At 67.1% G+C, this 23,066-nt stretch carries 14 protein-coding genes; 6 read left to right on the top strand and 8 right to left on the bottom strand.

What is annotated here, in order from left to right:
* The first annotated feature begins 4 nt into the window (after positions 1-4).
* Positions 5-1,243 (top strand): efflux RND transporter periplasmic adaptor subunit, encoded by a 1,239-nt coding sequence (locus DES47_RS18760; protein ID WP_133702282.1) that lies wholly within the window; start codon positions 5-7, stop codon positions 1,241-1,243.
* Positions 1,240-4,380 carry an efflux RND transporter permease subunit gene (locus tag DES47_RS18755; RefSeq protein WP_133702281.1) on the top strand — a complete coding sequence of 1,047 codons (3,141 nt, stop codon included), beginning with the start codon at positions 1,240-1,242 and terminating at the stop codon, positions 4,378-4,380. The genes DES47_RS18760 and DES47_RS18755 overlap by 4 nt, the downstream gene beginning before the upstream one ends.
* A gap of 85 nt (positions 4,381-4,465) precedes the next feature.
* Here the strand turns inward: DES47_RS18755 and DES47_RS18750 are convergent, their stop codons facing one another.
* The 4 genes from DES47_RS18750 to DES47_RS18735 all read right to left on the bottom strand — a co-directional run bounded on the left by DES47_RS18750 (position 4,466) and on the right by DES47_RS18735 (position 13,751).
* Positions 4,466-7,759 carry a TonB-dependent receptor gene (locus DES47_RS18750; RefSeq protein ID WP_133702280.1) on the bottom strand — a complete coding sequence of 1,098 codons (3,294 nt, stop codon included), beginning with the start codon at positions 7,757-7,759 and terminating at the stop codon, positions 4,466-4,468.
* Between the two features lie 816 nt (positions 7,760-8,575).
* On the bottom strand, positions 8,576-9,892 hold the full coding sequence (locus DES47_RS18745; protein WP_133702279.1) for a DUF4397 domain-containing protein: 1,317 nt from the start codon (positions 9,890-9,892) through the stop codon (positions 8,576-8,578).
* 392 nt (positions 9,893-10,284) lie between these two features.
* A complete protein-coding gene (locus DES47_RS18740; RefSeq protein ID WP_133702278.1) occupies positions 10,285-12,144 on the bottom strand; it encodes a glycoside hydrolase family 13 protein in 1,860 nt (619 codons plus the stop codon).
* On the bottom strand, positions 12,141-13,751 hold the full coding sequence (locus tag DES47_RS18735; RefSeq protein ID WP_243748386.1) for an alpha-amylase family glycosyl hydrolase: 1,611 nt from the start codon (positions 13,749-13,751) through the stop codon (positions 12,141-12,143). The genes DES47_RS18740 and DES47_RS18735 overlap by 4 nt, the downstream gene beginning before the upstream one ends.
* Positions 13,752-13,851: 100 nt before the next feature.
* Here DES47_RS18735 and DES47_RS18730 point away from each other — a divergent pair, with 100 nt between their 5' ends.
* The gene (locus DES47_RS18730) at positions 13,852-16,596 is read left to right on the top strand and encodes an alpha-1,6-glucosidase domain-containing protein (protein WP_243748385.1); all 2,745 of its coding nucleotides are present in this window, start codon (positions 13,852-13,854) and stop codon (positions 16,594-16,596) included.
* A gap of 77 nt (positions 16,597-16,673) precedes the next feature.
* Positions 16,674-17,594: a DUF3667 domain-containing protein gene (locus DES47_RS18725; RefSeq protein ID WP_133702277.1), complete on the top strand. Its 921-nt coding sequence runs from the start codon at positions 16,674-16,676 to the stop codon at positions 17,592-17,594.
* 54 nt (positions 17,595-17,648) lie between these two features.
* Here DES47_RS18725 and DES47_RS18720 read toward each other — a convergent pair whose 3' ends face one another.
* Together DES47_RS18720 and DES47_RS18715 are read right to left on the bottom strand one after the other, a co-directional pair.
* Positions 17,649-18,071 carry a hypothetical protein gene (locus tag DES47_RS18720; protein WP_133702276.1) on the bottom strand — a complete coding sequence of 141 codons (423 nt, stop codon included), beginning with the start codon at positions 18,069-18,071 and terminating at the stop codon, positions 17,649-17,651.
* 73 nt (positions 18,072-18,144) lie between these two features.
* The gene (locus tag DES47_RS18715) at positions 18,145-19,074 is read right to left on the bottom strand and encodes a LysR substrate-binding domain-containing protein (protein WP_133702275.1); all 930 of its coding nucleotides are present in this window, start codon (positions 19,072-19,074) and stop codon (positions 18,145-18,147) included.
* Between the two features lie 108 nt (positions 19,075-19,182).
* Between DES47_RS18715 and DES47_RS18710 the strand changes: the two genes are divergently transcribed.
* Together DES47_RS18710 and DES47_RS18705 are read left to right on the top strand one after the other, a co-directional pair.
* Positions 19,183-19,533, top strand: coding sequence for a DUF2917 domain-containing protein (locus DES47_RS18710; RefSeq protein ID WP_166652067.1), 351 nt, complete (start codon positions 19,183-19,185; stop codon positions 19,531-19,533).
* A complete protein-coding gene (locus DES47_RS18705; RefSeq protein WP_133702273.1) occupies positions 19,533-20,060 on the top strand; it encodes a GNAT family N-acetyltransferase in 528 nt (175 codons plus the stop codon). Before DES47_RS18710 ends, DES47_RS18705 begins: the two co-directional genes overlap by 1 nt.
* A 4-nt stretch (positions 20,061-20,064) precedes the next feature.
* On the opposite strand, the gene DES47_RS18700 is transcribed toward DES47_RS18705, so the two are convergent.
* Entirely contained in the window at positions 20,065-21,597 is a 1,533-nt protein-coding gene (locus tag DES47_RS18700; RefSeq protein ID WP_243748406.1) for a M81 family metallopeptidase, read from the bottom strand.
* Positions 21,594-23,063, bottom strand: a complete 1,470-nt coding sequence (locus DES47_RS18695) for a serine/threonine protein kinase (RefSeq protein ID WP_133702271.1) — start codon at positions 23,061-23,063, stop codon at positions 21,594-21,596. The genes DES47_RS18700 and DES47_RS18695 overlap by 4 nt, the downstream gene beginning before the upstream one ends.
* Positions 23,064-23,066 lie beyond the last annotated feature (3 nt).

The following is a 23,066-nucleotide window of genomic DNA, read 5'->3' as shown; positions in this document are numbered from 1 at the left end:
CACCATGAGAACCAAGAACCTGATCGCCGCATTGGGCCTGCTTGCCGCAGGCCTTGCCCTGGGCTGGGGGATCGCCCGTTGGACCGCGACACCGGGGGCCGCCCCCGCGACGCACGCGGCGGCCCCGGCCGAGCGCAAGGTGCTGTACTGGTACGACCCGATGGTGCCCACGCAGAAGTTCGACAAGCCCGGCAAGTCGCCGTTCATGGACATGGAGCTGGAGCCCCGCTATGCGGACGAGGGCGGGGCCGATGCGCCGGGGCTTAGCGTGTCCCCGCAGGCGATCCAGTCGCTGGGCCTGCGTACGGCCACCGTCGAGCGGCGCAGCATCGCCAGCCATGTCGAGGCGGTGGGCACGGTGCAGCTCAACGAGCGCGATGTCAGCATCGTGCAGGCCCGCGCCGGTGGCTTTGTCGAAAAGGTCTATGCGAGGGCGCCGGGCGACGTCGTCGCGGCCGGCGCGCCCTTGGTCGATCTGCTGCTGCCGGAGTGGGTGGCCGCGCAGCGCGAATTCCTGGCCGTCAGGGCGCTGGGCGATGCGGCGCTGACCGCGGCCGCCCGGCAACGCCTGACCCTGCTTGGCATGACGGAATCCCTGATCGCACAGGTCGAGGTCAGCGGCCAGCCACAGGCGCGGCACACCATCACGGTGCCCGGCGGTGGCCTGATCGCCGAGCTGATGGTGCGCCAGGGCATGACGGTCACACCCGGCATGAGCCTGGCCCGCATCAACGGGCTGGGCAGCCTGTGGGTCGAGGTGGCGGTGCCCGAGGCGCAGGCCGGCACCCTCCATATCGGCCAGGCGGCCGAGCTGAACCTGGCCGCCTTTGCCGCGGAGACCTTCAAGGCCAGGGTCGTCAGTGTGCTGGCGGAAACCAGCCGGGAGACGCGCACGCTGCGCGTCAGGCTCGAACTGCCGAACCCGGCGCAGCGGCTGAAGGCCGGCATGTCCGCCCAGGTCAGCCTTCGTGGCCCCAGCCAGGACCAGCTGGTGCTGCCCAGCGAGGCGGTGATACGCACCGGCAGGAGGGCCCTGGTCTATGTGGTCGATGCGCCGGGGAAGTTCAGGCCCGTCGAGGTCGGTCTCGGGCGCGAGATCGATGACCTGCTGGTCGTGCTGGGCGGGCTGGAGGCCGGCCAGCAGGTGGTCGCCTCGGCCCAGTTCCTGATCGACTCTGAGGCCAGCCTGCGCGGGTTGCTGCCGGTGCCGCCGGCGGTACCCGGATCGGGAGCACGGCCATGATCGCCGGGCTGATCCGCTGGTCGGTCGGCAATCGCCTGCTGGTCCTGCTGGCCACGGTGATGCTGGCGGCCTGGGGCATCTGGGCGGTGCGCAGCACGCCGATCGACGCCTTGCCTGACCTGTCGGACGTGCAGGTCATCATCCGCACCAGCTACCCCGGCCAGGCGCCGCAGATCGTCGAGAACCAGGTCACCTATCCGCTGGCCACCACCATGCTGTCGGTGCCCGGCGCGAAGACGGTGCGCGGTTTCTCCTTCTTCGGCGATTCCTTCGTCTACGTGCTGTTCGACGATGGCACCGATCTGTACTGGGCGCGCTCGCGCGTGCTCGAGTACCTCAACCAGGTGCAGGGCCGCCTGCCGGCCACGGCCAAGACCGCGCTGGGGCCCGACGCCACCGGCGTCGGCTGGATCTTCCAGTACGCGCTGGTGGATCGCAGCGGCAGGAACGACCTGGCCCAGCTGCGCGCGTTGCAGGACTGGTTCCTGAAGTTCGAGCTGAAGAGCCTGCCGAACGTGGCCGAGGTGGCCTCGGTGGGTGGCATGGTCAGGCAATACCAGGTTGTCATGGATCCCGGCAAGCTGGCCGCCCACGGCGTCACGCAGGCGCAGCTTCGCGAGGCACTGATGGCCGCGAACCAGGAGTCCGGCGGCTCGGTGCTGGAGATGGCGGGCGCGGAGTACATGGTCCGGGCCAGCGGCTATCTGAAGACGCTGGACGACTTCCGCGCCATCGCGGTGACGGCGCGCGGCGGCGTGCCGGTGCGCTTGGGCGATGTGGCCAGCGTGCAGATCGGACCGGAGATGCGCCGCGGCATTGCCGAGTTAGACGGCGAGGGCGAGGTGGCCGGCGGCGTCGTGATACTGCGCTCGGGCAAGAACGCGCAGGAGACGATTGCGGCGGTGAAGGCGAAGCTGGCCGAACTGCAGGCCAGCCTGCCCAAGGGCGTGGAGATCGTCACCACCTACGACCGCAGCGCGCTGATCGAACGCGCCATCACCAACCTGGCCCACAAGCTCGGCGAGGAGTTCCTCGTCGTGGCCCTGGTCTGCCTGGTGTTCCTGTGGCATCTGCGTTCGGCGCTGGTGGCCATCATCTCGCTGCCGCTGGGCGTGCTGGCGGCCTTCATCGTGATGCGCTACCAGGGCATCAACGCCAACATGATGTCGCTGGGCGGCATTGCCATTGCCATCGGCGCGATGGTCGATGCCGCAGTGGTCATGATTGAGAACGCGCACAAGAAGCTGGAGGCCTGGCAGCACGCCCACCCGGGGCGGGAGCTGGCCGGGGCCGAGCGCTGGCAGGTCATCACCAAGGCGGCCGAGGAGGTCGGGCCGGCGCTGTTCTTCTCGCTGATGATCATCACACTGTCCTTCATCCCGGTGTTCACGCTGGAGGCGCAGGAGGGGCGGCTGTTCGGGCCGCTGGCTTTCACCAAGACCTATGCGATGGCGGCAGCCGCAGGCCTGTCGATCACCCTGGTCCCGGTGCTGATGGGTTACTGGATCCGCGGCCGCATCCCCGATGAGCAGAAGAACCCGATCACGCGCGGCCTGATCGCTGTCTATCGACCTGGCCTGGAGTGGGTGCTGCGCTGGCCCAGGGCGACACTGCTGATCGCCGTGGCTGTGCTGGCGACCACCGTCTGGCCGCTGATGCGCCTGGGCGGCGAGTTCCTGCCCGGCATCGACGAGGGTGACCTGCTCTACATGCCCTCGGCGCTGCCGGGGCTGTCGGCGCAGCGGGCTGGCGAACTGCTGCAGATCAGCAATCGAATGATCAAGACGGTGCCCGAGGTGGAGCGGGTGTTCGGCAAGGCCGGCCGCGCCGAGACGGCCACCGATCCGGCGCCGCTGGAGATGTTCGAGACCACGGTCAAGCTCAAACCGCGAGAGCAGTGGCGGCCGGGCCTGACGCCCGACAAGCTGATCGACGAGCTGGACCGCGCGGTGAGGATCCCCGGCCTGGCCAATCTCTGGGTGCCGCCGATACGCAACCGCATCGACATGCTGGCCACCGGCATCAAGAGCCCCATCGGCGTGAAGGTGACGGGCAGCGACCTGCGCGTGATCGAACGCATTGCCGGCGAGATCGAGCAGGTGGCCAAGACCGTGCCCGGAGTGTCTTCGGCCCTGGCCGAGCGGCTCACCGGCGGGCGCTATATCGACGTAGAGATCGACCGCGGCGGGGCAGGGCGCTACGGCCTCAGCGTGGCCGAGATCCAGGCCATGGTGTCGGGCGCGATCGGTGGCGAGAACGTCGGCGAGACGGTGGAGGGCCTGGCCCGCTTCCCGATCAACCTGCGCTACCCGCGCGAGTGGCGCGACTCGCCGCAGCGGTTGACGGATCTGCCGATACTGACCCCGACCGGGCAGCAGATCACCCTGGGCATGGTGGCCAAGATCGCGATAGCCGACGGGCCGCCGATGCTCAAGAGCGAGAACGCGCGACCTGCGGGCTGGGTCTATGTCGATGTGCGGGGGCGTGATCTGGCCGCGGTGGCCAATGATCTTCGAGTGGCGGTGGGAAAGTCCGTCAGGCTGGAGCCCGGTGTCAGCGTCGCCTACTCGGGGCAGTTCGAATACCTGGAGCGTGCCAATGCGCGGCTCAAGGTCGTGGTGCCCGCCACCCTGCTGATCATCTTCGTGCTGCTCTACCTGACCTTCAAGCGCATGGACGAGGCGGTGCTGATCATGGCGACGCTGCCCTTTGCCCTCACCGGCGGCATCTGGTTCCTCTACCTGATGGGCCTCAACCTGTCGATTGCCACCGGTGTCGGCTTCATCGCACTGGCCGGCGTCTCGGCCGAGTTCGGCGTCGTGATGCTGATCTATCTGCGCCACGCGCTGGAGGCCAGGCTTGCCGCAGGGCAGGCGCTGACAGTGGAGATGCTGCTCGACGCGATCCGCGAGGGCGCCGTGTTGCGCGTCAGACCCAAGGCGATGACGGTGGCCGTCATTCTGGCCGGCCTGGTGCCCATCGTCTGGGGCAGCGGCACCGGCATCGAGGTGATGAGCCGCATCGCCGCGCCTATGCTCGGCGGCATGGTCACCGCGCCTCTGCTGTCTCTGTTCCTGATACCCGCAGTGTTTCTGTTGATGAGGGCCAAGGGTGCTGCCGCCGGGCCCACGGCCTGACCGCGGCGCGCCCAATGAAAAAAGCCACTCCTGAAACCAGGAGTGGCCTTCCGGGAGTCCGCCGCTTGCAAGCGGCGGTCCTTCATCAGAATTCGTAGCGCACGGTGACCTGCACGGCCCACTGCGATTCGCCACGGGCCTGGCGGGTTTCGTAGTCGTCGGCGCCGATCACGCTGTAGACGTACTTGCCATTCTCCATGCCGGCGAAGTTGACGAAGCCGCGACGATTGCCGCCGTTACCGCCACCGGCGGTGAAGGGGATCTCGTCGATACGGCCCCAGCGCTTATTCAGCAGGTTGCCTACGTTGAGGATGTCAAAGGTCACCACGCCCTTCTGGCTCGGGCGGAAGCCCGGGATTTCCTGGCTGATGCGCAGGTCGAAGCTGTTGGTGAACTTGGACAGGCTGGTGTTGCGAGCCACCACGCCGCCCTTGGCCGAGCTGAGTGCCGAGTCGGCATCCACGACTTCCCAGAACTTGGCCTCGGCCTGCGCCGGGGTCAGGCCGCTGGCCGTGGTGCCGCGGAAGATGACTTCACCCGAGCCCGGAGCCTTGGGGATGTACATCAGGTCGTTGCCGATCACGCCGTCGCCGTTCATGTCGTTCTTGAAGGTCCAGCTATAGGGCTTGCCCGAGCGGCCTTCGTAGAACAGACCGAAGGTGGTCTTGTAGGCGCCGACAAAGGCCTTGGACCAGTTCAGCGAGCCATTGAAGCGGTCACGGATCAGCGAGGCCGAGGTCGCGTTGACTTCCTCGTTCGGATTCAGGATCGCGCGGTTGGCATAGTTGGAGCTGGAGGTCGAGGAGGTCAGCGGGCTGACTTCATCGGCGCTGGTGCGGGTGTACGCCACCGACCAGCCCAGGCCCTGCTTGGCCGGGCTCGTCAGCGACAGGGTCAGCGCATTGCCACCACCCTGGCTGGTGCGCTCGGCCAGGAAGGCGTTGCCATAGGCGCGGTCACGTTTGTCGCGCGCCGAAGCGCCGCAACCCGTGGTCGCAGAGGCGTCACCGGCCACCCAGCAGTTGCGGCTCAGACCGGCTGCGTTGTAGAACATATCGCGGCCATCGAAGGCCGTCACCGACGGTGCGCCCAGGTTCAGCTGCTTGTAGAAGATGCCGTCCTTGGTCTTGGTGTGCAGCCATTCGGCGCCTGCCACCAGGCCCATCCAGGGCAGTTCGGTGTCCACACCCAGGTTCAGCTTCCAGACCGAGGGCTGTTTCAGATTGCCTGAGATGAAGTCCACATTGGCCGCCGGAGGCACGCCGGTGATCGTCGGCTGGTTGGCGGTGTCCGAGGTGAACAGCAGGGTCGGCGGGCACAGCGGCGAGGTCTGGTTGCAGCTCAGCGTGGCCGTGGCCATGCCGGTGTTCGAGTAGGGGTTGGACAGCCAGACATTGGCCGCCGCGCCCTGGAACAGGCCGAAACCACCGCGCACCTGCGTGCGGCGCTTGTCGGCCGAGCGGATCGCGTAGTTGAAGCCGAAGCGCGGCTGTACCAGGTCCTGACCGTCGATGGTCTGGCTGTTGTCATAGCCGAACTTGGTCAGCGCCGCCTGATTGAACAGCGGCTTGTCACCGGTGCTGGCCTTGTCGATGCGGATGCCGCCAGTCAGGGTCAGGTCCTTGTTGACGGTCCAGGTGTCCTGCACGAACAGGCCCAGGTTCTGCAGCGACCAGTTGGCCGCGCCCTGGTCGATCACGCCCCCATTCAGTGGCAGCTGCACGGTGTAGCTGGTCGGCTTGCCGGCTGCCCACAGGGCCGCCGGATCCACACCACGGAAGGTGTAGGTGCCCTTGGTGTTCTGCAGGAAGGCGTTGAAGGTGTCGTTCTTGCTGTAGTCACCGCCGAACTTCAGCTCGTGGTCATCCAGCGCCCAGTTGCCGGCCAGGTAGGCGTCCAGCGTCTTGGTGCCCAGCACGTTGAAGTGGCGGCTGTTCTCGGTGCCGAGGAACAGCGTGCGGTCGACGCGGTTGGTGGCATCCGACTGATAGACCAGCGCAATCTGGGGCAGATTGGCGTTGTTGGTCGGCGAGCTGTCGAACTTGCGGTTCGAGATCTTGAACTCGGTCGAGAAGTCAGGCGTCCAGTCGGCGAACCACTGGCCCACCGCGGTCTCGATGACCTTCTTCTGCGTCCACCAGTAGGAGCTCATCGACAGCGAGTTGGCGTTGAAGCCGGCGAAGGTGGGCTCGCCCTGCTCGGTCTTGGCCAGGCGCAGGCTGGCGCGGTGCTTGTCGTTGATGTTCCAGTCCAGCTTCAGCAGGTAGTCCTTGACCACCAGCTCGACGCCGCTGGGCACATCGGGGCTGCCGATGTCGATGCCGTACTTGTCCTTGGCCACCTGCTGGGCCGCGGCGATCTGGGCCGGGGTTATGGCCACGTTCGTCAGCGCGCTGCCGGTCGGGCCGAAGCTGGGCGCCGAGCGCGAGCTGCGCAGCTCTTCATAGCTGCCGAAGAAGAACAGCTTGTCCTTGATGATCGGACCGCCGAGGACGAAGCCCTTGGTGTCTTCCTTGAACTTGGGCGGGGCGAAGTAGGTGCCCTTGACGCGGTCGAAACGGTCGCCGGCCATGCTGTCGTCACGATAGACGTAATAGACGCTGCCCTTGAACTCGTTGGTGCCCGACTTGGTCACCGCATTGATGTTGGCGCCGGTATAGCCCTGCTGGGTGACGTCGTAGTTCGACAGATTCACCTGCACCGACTGGATCGCATCGATCGAGATCGGCTGCTTGGCGGTCGGCAGGTTGTTGTCTTCCAGGCCGAAGGTGTCGTTGGTGCGCACGCCATCGACGGTGATGGCATTGAAGCGCACGTTCTGGCCCAGGGCCGAGATGGCGCCGCGTTCCTTGTCGGTCTGCGAGATGCGCGGGTCGCTGCGGGCATAGTCCTGCAGATTGCGGGCGATCGAGGCATAGGCATCAAGCTCCTGGCGGCCGATGCTGGTGCCGGCACCCATCGTGCTGCTGTTGAACTTGCTGGCGGCCTGACTTTGGCCGGTCACGGTGACGGTGCTCAGCGCGGTGGCGGCGCCACCCAGGCTGACGTCCAGGTTCAGCGATTCGGCAAGCGCCAGGAACAGGCCGTCGCGCACTTCGCGGTCTGCACCCTTGCTGACGGTGATGATGTAAGGGCCACCCACGCGCAGGCCGCGGGCCACATAGCGGCCCTCGTTGTCGGTGACCAGCGTGCTTGCGGAGCCCGACTCACGGTGCAGGATGGACACCGTGGCGCCGGCCACCGGCTTGCCATCGGCGCCCGTGATGCGACCGGCCACCGCCGCCGTCGTGTTCTGGGCCAATGCCGGCGCCGAGGCGACTATCGCCACCGCCGCATACAGCGCGGTGCGCTGAAAGCCATGCCAATATTTGCTGCTCATTCCAATAACTCCTCAAAAAGAACTCACCGATGCTTGAAAGGATCGTCGGCCCCGCCGCCTGATCCACGCCGAACCATCACTCCGCCGCAGCCGACCATCGCGCCAGCGTCCTGGCGGCTGCTAATCCCTGATTCGCGCCTGCAGGCCCTTTGGAGGGGCTCGCAAACGTTTTCCTCTTCCTTGCCCTGACCATTTCAAAAAGGTCCCGACCCGTGGCCCGCCTTGCTCTGCGGCCCCATGCGCTAGTCACAAACAAGATGACATCTCGCAATTACCATGCCCGTCGCTGTGCAAGGGCCGGCCGCTTGGGCCTGTGTACTGTCCCTGGGCTGACGGACTGAAGAAGCCACATTCGATCAATCTGAATCCAAAAAATGTACCACCAGGGGTGGTCGCAAACGTTTTCTTTCGGGGTTTGACCGGACCCGAGAAACTACGGCTTGAAAGCTTTATGGCTTTGTGCTTGATGACATTGATGGGCCGTTCGGCCTATCTTGCCCCAGGCAATTCACCTCAATCAAGCGCTGACCTGGTCGGTCCAGGGCCCGGTCCAAGCCCATTGCATCGCCTGCGATTTCAGCAATGCGGCAAGTATGTTGCGCAAATGTTTAAGGGTGATGACGCGATTCGCGGGTGTCGGCCCGGTTCGTGCGCAAGGATGTGAACCCGGCATTGGCAGCTGGAAAAAAAACCGCCCTTCCGGCGAGCCGGAGGGCGGTGAACGAGGGTGGGCACCACGGCGGTGCGCTCCCCCCGAGGGGCTTGGCACCAGTCTGGGGATCGGTGTCTGAAGGTCTTGCGGGGCCGCTGAGAGGCTTAACGCTCCCTGCGCAGCGCGCCGCTGGGGCTGGCCGCCCCATCCAGCATGAACAGGGTGTAGACACCCTGCTGCAGGATGTTGATCGTGGTCGCCGTGCCGTTGGTGGTCGTTGTGCTGCTGCTGTACAGGGTGGTACCGGTCAGGCCCGAGGTCACGTCGATGCGGGCGGCGCTGTTGCTGGGCACCAGGGCGAAGTCGGAGGCGCTGCCCACGGCCACGTTATTGGCCACGGCACTGAAGTCAACCGCCATGGTCAGGCCGCCCTGGCCGGACACACCGTTGATCAGCCGCATCTTGGCGCTGGTGCTGCTGCTGGGCAGGCGGTTGTCGTCGGCGATCAGGGTCAGCTTGGGGGCCGCCAGCGCGCCATGGGCCAGCAGGGTGTAGTCCCCACCCGCCACCAGGCTTTGCGTTTCGGGCGCCAGGGTCGTGCCGCTGACCTGGGCGCTGAGCACCTGGCTGCCGGCCGGCACCAGCACATAGCTGCCGACCGAGGGCGAGGGCAGGCCCACATTCAGCGAGCTGCTGCCGACGTTGGCGGTGACGGCGCCGTTGCCGGCCACGCTGGCCACCAGGCGCACGCGGGCCTGGGTGTTGGGGCTGGCCACGACGGCGCCCTTTTGCAGCAGTTGCAGGCCATGAACCAGCATGCCGCTCTGGCTGGGCTGGGTGATCAGGGTGAACACATCCAGTGCCGTCAGGTTGACCGAGGGCAGGTCCAGCCGCACATCGGTCTTGCTGCCGGTTGCCGTCACGCGCAGGCGGTAGGTGCCGGCAGTGACCTCGCTATAGCCGCTGAAGCGGCTGCCGCTGATGGCGCTGACCACTGGTGTGGCGCTGCCCAGGTCGGCATTGCTGGCGGTCAGGTAGAGGTCCAGCGCACCGGCGTCCAGCGAGGTGTTGAACAGCCGCACCTTGGCCAGGCCGGCGCTTGGCGCCTCTTCGTTGTCGGGGAAGTAAAAGGTCTGGGTGGCGCCGGCCAGACCCCAGGTGACGACGGTGTAGGCAACGTCTTTCTCGAAGGTGGGCGAGGCGCTGGACAGGGCGGTGGCCGAGCCGGTGTTGGTGGCCTTGATCGTGTAGTTGCCGGTGCTGGCGTCCTTGTAGGCGCTGGCCGCGTTGCCGCCCACGCCGCTGAGCAGCAGGCTGTCGCTGGCATACAGGTCCAGCGAGCTCACGCCCACCGTGGCATTGACCAGGCGTACCTGAGTCGTGCCCGAGCCGTCGCTGCCACCGCCGCAGGCCGCCAGCAGGGCTGCGCCCACCACGAGCAGGCCGGCCAGGCCGCCCCTCATCCATTCGCTTCTTTTCATTCCGTGTCCTTGTTTGAATCCAGCGACCGGCGCCGCGCGCCAACCGCCTTGGATTCCAACCGGCACGGGTTGCGCGGCTGTTGCCTCTTCGTAAGGTCTTGTTCGCGGTTTGTGTCAGGCCGGAAATGAAACGGATCGCCTCGTTGCTTCTTGGCGGCCCCCCGACCCCACTGCGGATGCGCTGGTGGCAGCCATCTCTGCCTCGTGCGCGTGCCTTGCGGAGTGGCGAGCCTGCACACCCGTTGCAGCAGGGGCGAGGGTGCGCCGGTCGCAGCGGGCATCAAGAAGCCGAGGTTCGGACCGTCCAGGGCGGGACAATGCTTCAGCCCGCAGCGGCCGGCGCGTCCTCGGTCCTGCCGCCTCATGTTTCACGTGTCGAGTGAGGGGCGCGGCTAGCGTACCTCCAGCACCAGGGCTGCTCGAGCCGGCACGCGCAGCATCTGGCCGAGTTCGTGCCGTGCGCCGGTCAGTACATCGGTGCCAACCGACGAGGGGCTCAGCATCTCGCTGAAGCGCCGCGTGTCCAGCGGCGTGTCGGTGCTGTTCTTGTTCAGCACCACCATCACTTTGGCGGCGTCACCGGGCAGGTAGCGGAAGAACACATACAGGCCCTGCTCCGGTGCGAACTGCATCAGCGCGCCCTCGTGAACCGCCCTCGACTGCCTGCGCCAGTTCAGCAGCCGGCGCATGAAGTCCTGCGCTTCGCGCTGCGCCGGGCTCAGGCCCGCGCCGGTGAAGGCATTGACCGCGTCGCCCTGCCAGCCCCCAGGAAAGTCGCCCCGCACCGCACCATCGTCGCGCTGGCGCGGGCTTTGCAGCAATACTTCGTCGCCATAGAAGAACTGCGGTATGCGCCGGGTGGTCGCGATATAGGCCATAGCCATCTTGTAAAGGGCCAGGTCTTGATGCAGAAGCGAGTAGATGCGCGGCGTGTCGTGATTGCCCGGGAACAGCACCAGCCGCGCCGGGTCCGGATAGACGAAGTCATGGGCCAGCGCCTCGTACAGCTTGGTGAAGCCGCTGTCATGGCCATCGCTTTCGCTCAGCGCTGCCAGCAGCGCGCCGTGCAGCGGGAAGTCCATCAGGCCGGGCATGTTCGAGACATAGCCATCGTGGTTGCGCTTGCCGCGCTGCCAGTAGGACACGATGGCCGGGTGCGGGCTCCATTCCTCGCCGACCATATTCAGCTGCGGATACTCCTTCAGAAGGCGCTGCGACCAGCGGGCCAGGAAGTCCCGATCCGAGTACGAATAGGTGTCGGTGCGCAGGCCGGACAGGCCGGCCGTCTCGACCCACCAGATGCTCATCTGAATCAGGTAGTTGGCCAGCAGCGGCTGGCGCTGGTTCAGGTCGGGCATATTGGGGCTGAACCAGCCATCGGCAAACCGCCGGCGGTCACTGGTGCTGGCATAGGGGTCCTGCAGGGTGGTGCGCGCGTGGTTGGTCTCGGTGTAGCCGGGCCATCGGTTGACCCAGTCCCGCGTGGGCGGGTCGCGCATCCACCAGTGATTGGCGCCGATATGGTTGAGCACGATGTCCTGGATCAGGCCAATGCCCTTGGCGCCAGCCTCGCGCGCCAGGGCCAGATAGTCCTCGCGGCTGCCCAAGCGCGGATCGATCTTGTAGAAGTCGGTGCTGGCATAGCCGTGGTAGCTGTAGCTGGCTGCATCGTTCTCGGTCAGCGGCGTCGGCCAGATCTGGGTGAAGCCCATCGCCGCGACGTAGTTCAGATGCTGGCGCATGCCGGCGAGGTCGCCGCCGTGGCGTCCGCCGGGCGCGCTGCGGTTCGGGCCCTCGCGCAGGCCCTGGGCGGTGTCACCGGCCGTGCCGCCTTTGGCAAAGCGGTCGGGAACGATCAGGTAGATCGCGTCCCGCGGACCAAAGCCCTGGCGCTGGGCCGAGCCCGGTGCCCGCGCCAGCAGCGGGTAGCCGTGGGTCAGCACGGTCTTGCCCTCGCGCTCGAAGCGCAGCTCAACGGTGCCGGGTCTTGCCTGGGCATCGAGCTTGAGGTCCAGGAACAGGTAGTTGGGGCTGTCGCCTCGGGTCACTCGTTGCAAGCTCACGCCGGCGTGCTGCAGCTGCGGCTGCAACTCCGCGATGCGCTCGCCCTGCACCAGCAGTTGCACGGTGGGCTCCTGCATGCCGACCCACCAGTTCTCGGGTTCGATGCGGGTGAGGGTTTGAGCGGGGCTTGAGGTCATCAGTCCGGCGGTCAGGGCCGCAGCAGCTAGCAGTTGTTGCGGAAGGTTCATCGGCAATACACCGCCAGCGATTGTGCGGGCAAGGCGATCTGCGCTCGGCCTTGGCCGTTGCTCAGCAGCGCAGCCGCTCCGGGTGGATGGGCGGCGAGCAGGCGCGTTCGCTCGGGCAGCTGTTCCACGCCCAGGCGCTGCGTTTCGGCCGCATAGTTGATCGCCACCAGGCAGTGCTGACGCCCCAGCACGCGCTGGAAGCTCAAGGTCTGACCCTCGGCGCGGGCGGCGCGGTAGTCGCCCCGGGCGATTGCCGGCAGGCCGTTGCGCAGCTTCAGCATCACCTTGTAGAAGTTCAGGATCGAGTCCGGATCGGCCGCCTGGGCTTTCGCGTTCTGGCTGGTGGCGTTCGGTGACAGCGGCCGGAAGGCCTTGCCGCTGGCGCTGAAGCCGCTCAAGTCGGACGTCCAGCTCATCGGTGTGCGCAGCGGCTCGTCGCCTGCCAGGCCCTTGACGCCTGCCATGCCGATCTCCTCGCCGTAGTAGATGAAGGGCGTGCCCGGCTGCAGCAGATAGGTGGCCGCGGCCAGCTTGTAGCGGGCCAGATCGCCCTGCAACTGGTCCCAGACCCGTTCGCCGGCAAAGATGTCATGGTTGGACAGCATCGTCGCCATCGTCAGCGGTGCGGTGTTGAAGTAGTCGGCCACCGCCTTGATGGCCTCACCATCACCCTGCGCGGCCTTGATGATGCGCTGCTCGTGGCCGAAGGCAAAGGCGCTGCCACAGACATCGGGCGCGGCATAGACCGTCGGGTTGGCGGTGGCCTCGCAAACGACGTGGCGCCGCTTGTACGCCGTGATCAGCCGGCGCAGCTCGTTGGTCAGCGCGCGGCTCTCCGGCTGATCGTTCCAGCGCACAGCGTCGTTTTCTATCAGATGGGGCACGGCATCAAGCCGGAAACCATCCAGTCCGCGGTTCAGCCAGAAGCGCAGGCTGCTCCTGTGATACTCCCGCACCGCCGGATGCTTCAGATTGAAGTCGGGCATATGCGGGCCGAAGGTGCCGAAGTAGGCACCGTTGGCAGTTGACGTCCAGGGGTTCTTGCCCCAGATGTCCCAGCCCTCGATCGCCGGATTGGGGGCCGGTCCCTGCCAGACGAACCAGTCGCGGTAGGTATTGCCGGGGCTCGATGCCGCCAGCTCGAACAGCGGGTGTGACTTCGAGCTGTGGTTGACGACATAGTCCATGATCACGCCGATGCCGCGCCGGTGGGCCTGTTTCAGCAGCTCATCGAGGTCGGCCATGCCGCCGTAGTCGGGCTCCAGCGCGCGGAAGTCGGTCGTCGCATAGCCGTGGTCATGGTCCGAGCTGGCGGTGATGGGCATCAGCCACAGGCCCTTGACGCCCAGCTCCTTCAGATAGTCCAGCTTCGATATCAGGCCGCGCAGATCGCCGATGCCGTCACCATTGCTGTCGGCGTAGCCGCGCACAAAGATCTCCATGAAGGCACCCTGCTGCCAGCCCGGTGCCAGGCGGCTGCCGGTATCGCGGGCCGTGATCGGCCGGATGTCCACCGGCGCCGCCGACAGCCCCGCCTGACTCAGCAGCAAGGCTGCGCTCAGACTCACTTTCAGTGTCTTGTATTTGTAGCTAAAGTACATATTCATGCCCAGTGACAGACATCAAGCATAGGGAAATTCAGAAAAAATTGAAACGGGTGGATGCGTTGATATGTAGTTTTGCTACTATTTTGATATTCGACTTCAGATGAAAAACAAGATGCGCATCCGCTTGCTTGAAGGTTTGACCGTGGTGCTGCTGCTGAGCCTGAACCCGGGCCAGGCCAGCGCCAATGCGCCGGCGGCCTGCGACGACGAAGCGCTGCATCGGGTGCTGCAGCCGGCACAGGCGATCGCGGCCGAGGGCATCTGGCTGGGTGCCAGGCTGTTGCAGTGGCCGGGCGTCCGTGCCGAAGCCGGCAGCCGCTTCAAGCTCTATGCCTCGCGCGACGGGCGCCTGCGGGCCGAGCCCGGGCGGCGCGTCAGTGGCGCTGATGGCGCTTGGACGCTCGCAGAACGAACCGCGCCGCTGCCTGAGGCGCTGGCGCAGCGCTTCAAGTACCTGCAGGCCGGCGTGCGCTTGAGTGTCTCCGCACCCAATCTGAGGGCCCTGCATCGCGGGCAGATGCTGCTGGTGCAGGAGCAGGCGGACGGCACCGTCCAGCGCGCCACCGGCCTGCAGGCCGCCGCCGCGCTGGACGATCTCTATGTCGCCGCCGAGCGGGTGGACGATCTGGGCGTCAAGCCCGGGCCGGGCTCGACCCGCTTCAAGCTCTGGGCGCCAACCGCGCAACGGGTCAGCCTGTGTCGCTACGCCGGTGGCTCGGGCAGGGCCTTGTCGGCTCAGGCCCTGCGGCTCGATCCCTCGACCGGCGTCTGGTCCTTGGCGCTGCCGGGCGATCTGACGGGCAGCTATTACAGCTATGTGCTCGATGTGTTCGTGCGCGGCGTGGGGCTGGTGCGCAACCGCGTCACCGATCCGTACTCGGTCAGCCTGACCACCGACTCCAGGCGCAGCTATGTCGCCAACCTCGAGGACCCGAAGCTCAAGCCCGCCGGCTGGGACGCCAGCCGCGCGCCGGCCAAGGTGCTGGCGCAGACCGATATGGTGATCTACGAGTTGCATGTGCGCGATTTCTCGATCGGCGATGCCTCCGTGATGCCGGCACATCGCGGCAAGTACCTGGCCTTCACCGAGCCGGAGTCGAACGGCATGCGGCACTTGCGCGCGTTGGGTGCAGCAGGGCTGACCGACGTGCATCTGCTGCCGGTGTTCGATATTGCCAGCGTGCCCGAGGCCGCCTGCATCACACCCAAGGTGCCCGACGCCGGCTCCGACAGCGAAGCCCAGCAGGCCGCGGTGATGGCGGTGGCCGCGAGCGACTGCTTCAACTGGGGCTACGACCCCTATCACTTCAATGCGCCCGAGGGTAGCTACTCCACCGACCCCGCCGATGGCGCGCGCCGCATCATCGAGTTCCGCCGCATGGTGATGGGCCTACATGCCGCCGGGCTGCGCGTGGGCATGGACATGGTCTACAACCACACGGCGGCCTCGGGGCAGAAAGACACATCGGTGCTGGACCGCATCGTGCCTGGCTACTACCAGCGGCTCAATGCCCGTGGCGAGGTCGAGCAGTCCACCTGCTGCGACAACACCGCCACCGAGCACCGCATGATGGCCAAGCTGATGAGCGACTCGGTGCTGCAGTGGGCGCAGGCCTACAAGATCGCCTCCTTCCGCTTCGATCTGATGGCGCACCAGCCCCGCGCGGCGATGGAAGCCCTGCAGGCCCGGCTCGATGCCGCGCTGGGCCGGCACATCAATCTGATCGGCGAGGGCTGGAATTTCGGCGAGGTGGCCGACGGCGCGCGCTTTGTGCAGGCCTCGCAGCTGTCACTGAACGGCTCGGGCATAGGCACCTTCAGCGACCGCACGCGCGACGCGGTGCGCGGCGGCGGCCATGGCGTCTCGGGCGAGGCGATGCTGACGAGCCAGGGCTATATCAACGGCCTGGTCCATGACCCCAATGAGCGCGTCACCACGCCACGACCGCGCAGCGAACTGCTGCGGGCGGCCGACCTGGTGCGGGTGGGGCTGGCCGGCTCGCTGCGCGACTATGAGATGACCACCCATGACGGTGCGCTGAAGAGGCTGGAGCAGCTTGACTACAGCGGCCAACCGGCCGGCTATGTCAGCCAGCCGGGCGAGGTCGTGAACTATGTCGAGAACCACGACAACCAGACCCTGTTCGACATCAATGCCTACCGGCTGCCGCAGACCACCTCGCGCGAGGACCGCGCCCGCGTGCAGATGCTGGGCGCGGCCATCACCGCCTTCAGCCAGGGTGTTGCCTACTTCCATGCCGGGCAGGATCTTCTGCGCTCCAAGTCGCTGGACGGCAACAGCTACGACTCGGGCGATTGGTTCAACCGACTGGACTGGAGCTATGCCGACAATCACTTCGGCAGCGGTGCGCCGCCCAAGGCTGACAACGGGGTGATGTATCCCTTCGCCCTGCCGCTGCTGGCGAACCCGGCGATCAAGCCCGGGCCGGCCGAGATCGCGATGTCGCGCGAGATGTTCCGCGACCTGCTGGCGATACGGGCCAGCTCCGGCCTGTTCCGCCTGCGCACGGCCGCCGAGGTCCGGGCCCGGCTGCAATTCCACAACACCGGGCCGCAGCAGAACCCGGTGCTGATCGTCGGCCGGCTGGACGGTCGAGGCCATGCCGATGCCGGATTCAAGACGGTGCTTTACCTGATCAATGTGGGCGCGCAGGCGCAGCGCCTGAGGATTGCCGCCGAGCAGGGCCGCGACTACGAGCTGCACCCGGTGCATCTGCGGCCCGGCGCGGGCGACCCGAGGCCGGCGGTGCTGGCCCGCTACGACGCCGCCGATGGCAGCTTCAGCATTCCGTCTCGCAGTGCCGTCGTCTTCGTCGAAAAATAGTCGCCATCCCGCGCCGGCCCAGCACGTAACATTCTCTCTGTCCGGGGACGGGTTCCGGATCAATATGGGGTCAAGTCTTGAGTGCTGAAACATTGGAGGCCGGCGGTTCCTCCCTGGGCCAGGCCGTGCAGCAGACGCGCTGCCGCAACTGCGGTTATGTGCTGGGCGAGCCGCGCCCGAAGTTCTGTGCCGCCTGCGGGCAGGACACCTCGCCCAAGCCTCCCACCGTCGGTGAGTTCATCCAGCACCTGGGTGGCAACTATGTGGCCATGGAGGGGGCGCTGTGGCGCACCCTGGCCCTGCTGCTGTTCCGCCCGGGTCGGCTGACCGTGGAGTACCTGACCGGCCGCAAGCGCCGCTATGTGCTGCCGGTGCGGCTGTACCTGACGATCAGCGTGCTGACCCTGCTGCTGTTGCGCTTCAGCGGCGCGATCCAGTTTCCCGCTGTGCGGCCCGATGGCAAGCCGATAGAGTTCAAGCCCGGCCGCGATCTGACCTTCATCGATGCCGGCGCGATGCGCGCCGGCGTGGACGAGAAAGGCGCCTTCTATTGCGAGGGTCTGCCCGCGGGGCTGTGCCTGAGGTTGGGGCAACGCTTCGATGCCGATCCCAAGACCCTGCGGCGTGAGCTGGAGGCGGCCCCCGAACGATTCCTTCGCCACTGGGGCACAGCGATGTTCCTGCTGCTGCCGATGTTCGCGCTGTGGTTGAAGCTGGTGTTCATTGACCGGCATATGCGCTACACCGAACACTTGGTGTTTGCGCTGCATGTCCATGCCTTCTGGTTCGCGATGGTCGCCTTGGCCCTGGTCGGCAACTCCTTGGTGGCTGCCTTGGCGATGCTGGCCGTTCCCGTCTATACGCAAATGGCCCAGCAACGCGTCTATGGTGGACGCTGGTGGCTGGGCCTGCTGCGGGCCATGCTGTTGATCATCCTCTACAGCTCGACCGTTTCGGTCGCGCTGATACTGGTAATGATCTTGACCGTGCTGTTCTGAACGTCAGTGCGAGGAGGCTGTCGGGCCCGACCCCAAACCCGACAGCCTCCTAGATCAGGACTTGATCAGGCTGAAGACCATCGCCTGAACGGCTTCCTTGAGCTTGGCGTTGGCCAGCTCCTTGCATTGTTCCTGAGTCGCCCCGGGCAGGGCGTCGAAGGTGGTGACCTTCTTCTCGGCCTTGAAGACCAGGGTCTTGCCGCTGACGCCGACCGGCAGCATCATCACCCGCGCCGTCACCACACAGGTTTTGCTGGCGGTGAAGCCACCTTCGACCTCGGTGGCGAAGCCCCACTTCTTCGGCGAATACAGCTTCAGCATCTGCGGGGTGGTGATCTCCTTGAGGGTCGCGGCCGCGGAGGCCTTGTCGATCAGATTGGGCGTCGATTGGTCGAGCACCAGGTACTGCGGCGTGGCCGCAAAGGCGCTGGACGACAGGGCGAACAGGGCGGTCAGGAAGGCGGAGCGAAATTTCATGGGTCAGATCCCGAAGGTAGTACGACAAAGATGCGCGGAGTGTACGCAGTCTGCGCGGCTCCTTACGTCCTGATCAACCCGAAGCGGCGGCCGTCAGCGCCGCCTGGGCCAGCAGCCACTGGGCCAGGGCCTGCACGCCGGGGCGGGCGGCAGCCTCGGGTGCCACCATCAGATGGAAGGCCCGCGCCGAGGCCAGGCCGTCATCGGCAAAGGGGGCGACCAACTTGCGGCTGTGGAGCAGGGCGTCGACCAGTGGCCGCCTGCCCAGGGCCACGCCCTGGCCGGCCAGGGCGGCGGTGATGGTCTCCCCATAGCCGTTGAAGCTGAGCGTGGCGGCCGGCTGCAGCCCGGCCTGGCCCTGGGATTGCAGCCAAAGCTCCCACTCCAGCGGCATGGCGGATCGGCGGCTGTTCAGCTGCATCTGCAGCAGGGTGTGCTCGCGCAGATCGGCAGCGGTGCGCAGCGGCGGGCCCGAGCGCAGCAGTTTGGGGCTGCACACCGGCAGCATGACCTCGCCGAACAGTTGCTGACCCTCGGTCTGGCCGACCCGGCCATAACGTATGGCCAGATCGAAGCCCTCGTCGCCCAGCGCGTGCAGATCCAGGCTGGCGTCCAGCCGCACATCGATGCCCGGATGGGCCTTGGTGAACAGCGCCAGCCGCGGGATCAGCCACAGCGAGGCCAGGCCCGGCGTGGTCGTCAGGGCCAGTTCCGCGCGCCTTGCGGGCGCGCGGATCTGCCCTATCCCGGCACGCAACTGCACCAGCATCTCGGTGCACAGGGCCTGCAACTGCTGGCCCTCGGGCGTCAACTCCAGCGCGCGGTGGCGGCGGCGGAACAGCGGCACGCCCAGCTCCTCTTCCAGCGCCGCGATCTGCCGGCTCATCGCCGACTGCGTGATGAAGCGTTCGGCACCGGCCCGGGTGAAGGACAGCTGCCGCGCCGCCGCCTCGAACGAGACCAACAGATCAAGGGGCGGCAGCCGTTTGGCGTGGTTTTGCATGCGCTGAAGGAATGCGTTGGATTCGATATGAACGTTTGTCCGCACGGTCGTGCGAGATCAGTATTGCACCCATTCCCCCGGTCTGTCATCTCGATCAAGGAGCTGATCATGTTCATCACCACCCGCAAGGTCAATCTGCCTGTGTCCGCCGGCAACGTCGCGCGGCTGCAGTACGCCCGCCACACCCGGCTGAGCGTGCGCAGCGGCGAGGCCTGGATCACCGTGGACGCCGACCCGCGTGACATCGTGCTGTCGGCCGGCGAGAGCTTTGTGCTCGAATCGGATGCGGCGGTGGTCGTCTATCCGCTGCGCGCCGGCGGCAATCTGGAGCTGGAGATTGATGGCGCGTCGGGCCAGGCCCAGGTGGTTCGCGCCGGCAGCGACACCGGGCTGCTGGCGCGGCTGACCGAAGGCTTGCGCCACTGGCTGCAGCCCGCGGCCTCGGCTGGAGCACGGTGATGCAAGCGCTGCTGCAACACGGCCCGGCTGCCGCGAGACCCCTGGGCCGCGGCCTGGGCCTGCACATCGCCCCGCTGCGCCCGCAGGACGCCGACGCGCTGCAGCGCTTTGTGCGCGGACTGTCCGCCCATGCGCGCTATATGCGCTTCCAGTACGGCCTGCGCGAACTCAGCCCGACCCTGCTGAGCCGGCTAACCCAGATCGATCAGCAAGACCATGTGGCGCTGGCGGCCTGGGGCGGCGACGAGGGTCGTCAACTGGTGGCAGATGCCCGCTATGTGCGGCAGGGCAGCAGCAGCGACGCCGAGTTTGCCCTGGTCGTGGCCGATGACTGGCAGGGACAGGGCCTTGCGCACGAGCTGCTGGGTCGCCTGATGGCCCATGCGCGCCGGCAAGGCCTGAAGCGCCTGCTCGGCGAGGTGCTGTGGGGCAACCACGCGATGCTGGCGATGACGCGCCGCCTCGGTGGCCGGCTGGTCGTGCAAGCCGGCCACACCAGCGTGGTGCAGGTGCAGTTCGAGTTGTGAGCGTTCAGCCCGCGCCTGTCGGCACGAAGGCCGGGCCGCCCGGGCGCAGGCGTTTGCCCGCCGGCAGCTTCGTCCAGGCCAGCGTGGCCGGATCGGCCGGCATCGCGCCCGGCGCCTGAGCCACCAGCACCCGCTCGGCGATAGGGGCAAAGTCCGCGCGGAAATGCACCGAGCTCTTGTTGACCAGTATCTTCATCGCCTCTGGGGCTATGCCGACATGGCGGTACAGCGCCCGGTCCAGCATCTGCATGCGGCCGCTGGACACGGCGATCTTCACGCCGCCAATCGCCAATTGCGCGCAGGGCCCCAGATTCGTCTGCACGCCGTTCATCATCCGGCCGGGGAGGGTGACGCGGCCATCGCCCAGGCCCTGCACGGTGAAGCGCCCGTACAGCGGCTCATTGCCCGCCATGCCGGGCTCACCGCCCAGGGTCAGTTCGATCTCTGCGCCGATGCCGGCAGCATGGGCCGCCGCCGCGGCCGCAGGGTCGTGCAGCAGGCCCAGCGCCGCACCCTGCGCGCCGGCGTCTAGCAACGCACGCAGCATGCCGGTGGTGTTGCAATGGCCTCCGGCGCCGGGGTTGTCCTGGGTGTCGGCAATCACCACCGGGCGCCGGGCGGTGGCGGCGAGGGCCATGGCCCTGTGCACCGCCTCGGCGGCGCCGAGCAGCTCGAAGTCCCAGTCGGCCTCCTGCGCTTCGACGGCATCGGCCAGCCTATCGACGGCCGCGCGCACGGCTGCCGCATCGCTGCCATAGCCCCACAAGGCCGGGCCGCAGCAGGCGATATCGGCGGCCGGGAAGCCGGTGGCAAAGCTCAGATGCTGCACGCCGCCCTGCTCCAGCGCGTCGAGCTGGCCGTATATCTGCCCCGGCAGGGCCAGGTCGGTGCACTGTGCGTTCAGTGCGATCAGAAAGGGCGTCTGCCGCCAGGCCAGGGCCAGCCGTGGCTCGCCGCTCAGCCGGGCCTGCAGCAGGGCGGCGGCGCGGGCGCCGGTGGCGCTCATGTCCACATGGGGGTAGGTGCGGTAGCTGACCAGCGCATCGGCCAGTTCCAGCATCTGCGGGCTGACATTGGCATGCAGATCGAGGCTGGCGACAAGGGGCGTCTGCGGCGGCAGCACCGCGCGCAACCGCACCAGCAGCTCGCCCTCGCAGTCATCCACATGCTCGGCCACGGCGGCGCCATGCAGGTCGAGATAGACGGCGTCGGGCTGCTCGCTGCGGGCGGCCTCGACGATGGCGTCAACGATGAGCTCAAAGGCCTCACGGGTGACCGGCCCGCTGGGGCAGGCCGCGGCCCAGATCACCGGCAGATAGCGGTGACCCCGGCCCTGCATCGCTTCGAGAAAGCCGCCCAGCGGCACGTCGATATCCTGCAGGCCCAGCAAGTCCTGGCCCCGCCTCAGCGCCGGAAAACCGCCGCCATTTTCGAACTCGGCCCAGCCGGCGCGGCTGTCGGCAAAGGTATTGGTCTCGTGCTGGAAGCCAGCGATCAGGATGCGCGAAATGAGATTCTCCCCGAGTCTTGTTGTCAGCCGGCGCGCTTGCCCATCTCGCGCACCACGGTCACCGAGCAGTCGGATTCGGCCACCACCCGGGCCGACACACTGCCCAGGTAGCGGCGCAGCACCGAGTTGTCGCGGGCGCCCATGATGATGTGATCGACACCCATCTTGGCGGCGAACTCGATCAAGGCGGTGGCCGGGTCGGGGGCCTCCAGCACATGGAAGGTCAGCCGGCCGTCCTCCAGCTTCAAGGCCTGCGACACCGGCCGCACCCAGTGCTTCAGCGCCACCAGCTGCTTGACATGGTGGCTGCGGCCCTGCTCATCGGTCAGCTCGTCCATGCCGATGCGCGCGGTTTTCATTACGCTGACGCAGGCCAGGCGCGCGCCGGGTTCGATCTCCAGCACGCGGCGCACCGTCTCGCTGAGCTTGGCCAGGAGGCCAGGCGTGGCGCCCTGCACATCGACGGCGGCCAGGATGATGGGGCTGCGTGCGACCTGTTCGGTGCAGCTCTGCTGCGTGGGCGGCTCGGCTCCCAGGGCGACGAACCAGCGGCGCAGACGTTTCATCAGCCCGCTCGTCTGCAGCTTGCTCGCCCGCACGGTGAGCTTGATCTCGCCCGGGTTCTGCAGATCAAGGGCCAGCTGGGCGGCACTCTGGTAGCGGCGCTCGGGCTTGACTTCGAGGCAGCGCAGCACCACCTCCTGCCACCAGGGCGGCAGCTCGGGGCGCAGCGCCCGCGGCGGCACCGGCTCGATATAGAGCCGGCGGCGCAGGCCGGCCACCGAGCTGGGCTGGCCAAACGGCCGCTCGCCGGTGGACAGGTGGTAGAGCATCACGCCCAGCGCGAACAGGTCGCTGCGCGGGTCATTGCGCACGAACTGCACCTGCTCGGGCGACATATAGGGCCCGGTGCCCATCGGCAGCGAGAACTCCTCTTCCAGCAGATCGGGCAGGTGGTCGTGGCGCGACAGGCCGAAGTCCACCAGCACCGCCTCGCCCGTGGCGCGGAACATGATGTTGCTGGGCTTCACGTCCAGATGCACGACATGCTGGCGGTGCAGGTCGTGCAGGGCCGTGGCGACCTTGATGCCGATGTCCACCACCTCGTCCAGCGGCAGCGGTGCGTGGTCCAGGCGCGGCCGCAGCGAGTCGCCGGGCACGCGCTCCATCACCACATAGGCCTGGCGGGTCCAGTCGCCGCGGGCGACGAAGCGTGGCACATGGGGGCCACTCAGGCGCGGCATCAGCATCTGCTCGACTTCGAAGCCGACGATGGTCGCTGGATCCTCGCCGCCCTTGATGCGCGGCACCTTCATCAGCAACGGCAGCTCGGGCTCGGTGCCGTCCAGCCTCGTCACCCGCCACAGATTGGCCATGCCGCCCTGGTGCAGGCGTTCCTCCAACCGGAACTGGTCGATGACCTGGCCAGGCTCCAGCGGGCCATGTTTGTCCTGCACCGTTGGTTCGGTGGCTTGGCCGGCGGCTTGTTCCATGCG

This window comes from Roseateles toxinivorans, from assembly GCF_004362525.1.
Classification (GTDB): domain Bacteria; phylum Pseudomonadota; class Gammaproteobacteria; order Burkholderiales; family Burkholderiaceae_C; genus Paucibacter; species Paucibacter toxinivorans.
Note: the sequence above shows the minus strand (reverse complement) of the source record. Positions and strands in the feature narration are given on the sequence as shown.

What these genes read in the sequence shown, in the direction of transcription:
- DES47_RS18705 (WP_133702273.1), top strand. Translation starts at nt 19,533, where the DNA reads ATGCAAGCGCTGCTGCAACACGGCCCGGCTGCCGCGAGACCCCTGGGC.
- DES47_RS18755 (WP_133702281.1), top strand. Translation starts at nt 1,240, where the DNA reads ATGATCGCCGGGCTGATCCGCTGGTCGGTCGGCAATCGCCTGCTGGTC.
- DES47_RS18710 (WP_166652067.1), top strand. Translation starts at nt 19,183, where the DNA reads ATGTTCATCACCACCCGCAAGGTCAATCTGCCTGTGTCCGCCGGCAAC.
- DES47_RS18760 (WP_133702282.1), top strand. Translation starts at nt 5, where the DNA reads ATGAGAACCAAGAACCTGATCGCCGCATTGGGCCTGCTTGCCGCAGGC.
- DES47_RS18695 (WP_133702271.1), bottom strand. Translation starts at nt 23,063, where the DNA reads ATGGAACAAGCCGCCGGCCAAGCCACCGAACCAACGGTGCAGGACAAA.
- DES47_RS18735 (WP_243748386.1), bottom strand. Translation starts at nt 13,751, where the DNA reads ATGAATATGTACTTTAGCTACAAATACAAGACACTGAAAGTGAGTCTG.
- DES47_RS18740 (WP_133702278.1), bottom strand. Translation starts at nt 12,144, where the DNA reads ATGAACCTTCCGCAACAACTGCTAGCTGCTGCGGCCCTGACCGCCGGA.
- DES47_RS18715 (WP_133702275.1), bottom strand. Translation starts at nt 19,074, where the DNA reads ATGCAAAACCACGCCAAACGGCTGCCGCCCCTTGATCTGTTGGTCTCG.
- DES47_RS18750 (WP_133702280.1), bottom strand. Translation starts at nt 7,759, where the DNA reads ATGAGCAGCAAATATTGGCATGGCTTTCAGCGCACCGCGCTGTATGCG.
- DES47_RS18745 (WP_133702279.1), bottom strand. Translation starts at nt 9,892, where the DNA reads ATGAAAAGAAGCGAATGGATGAGGGGCGGCCTGGCCGGCCTGCTCGTG.
- DES47_RS18730 (WP_243748385.1), top strand. Translation starts at nt 13,852, where the DNA reads ATGAAAAACAAGATGCGCATCCGCTTGCTTGAAGGTTTGACCGTGGTG.
- DES47_RS18720 (WP_133702276.1), bottom strand. Translation starts at nt 18,071, where the DNA reads ATGAAATTTCGCTCCGCCTTCCTGACCGCCCTGTTCGCCCTGTCGTCC.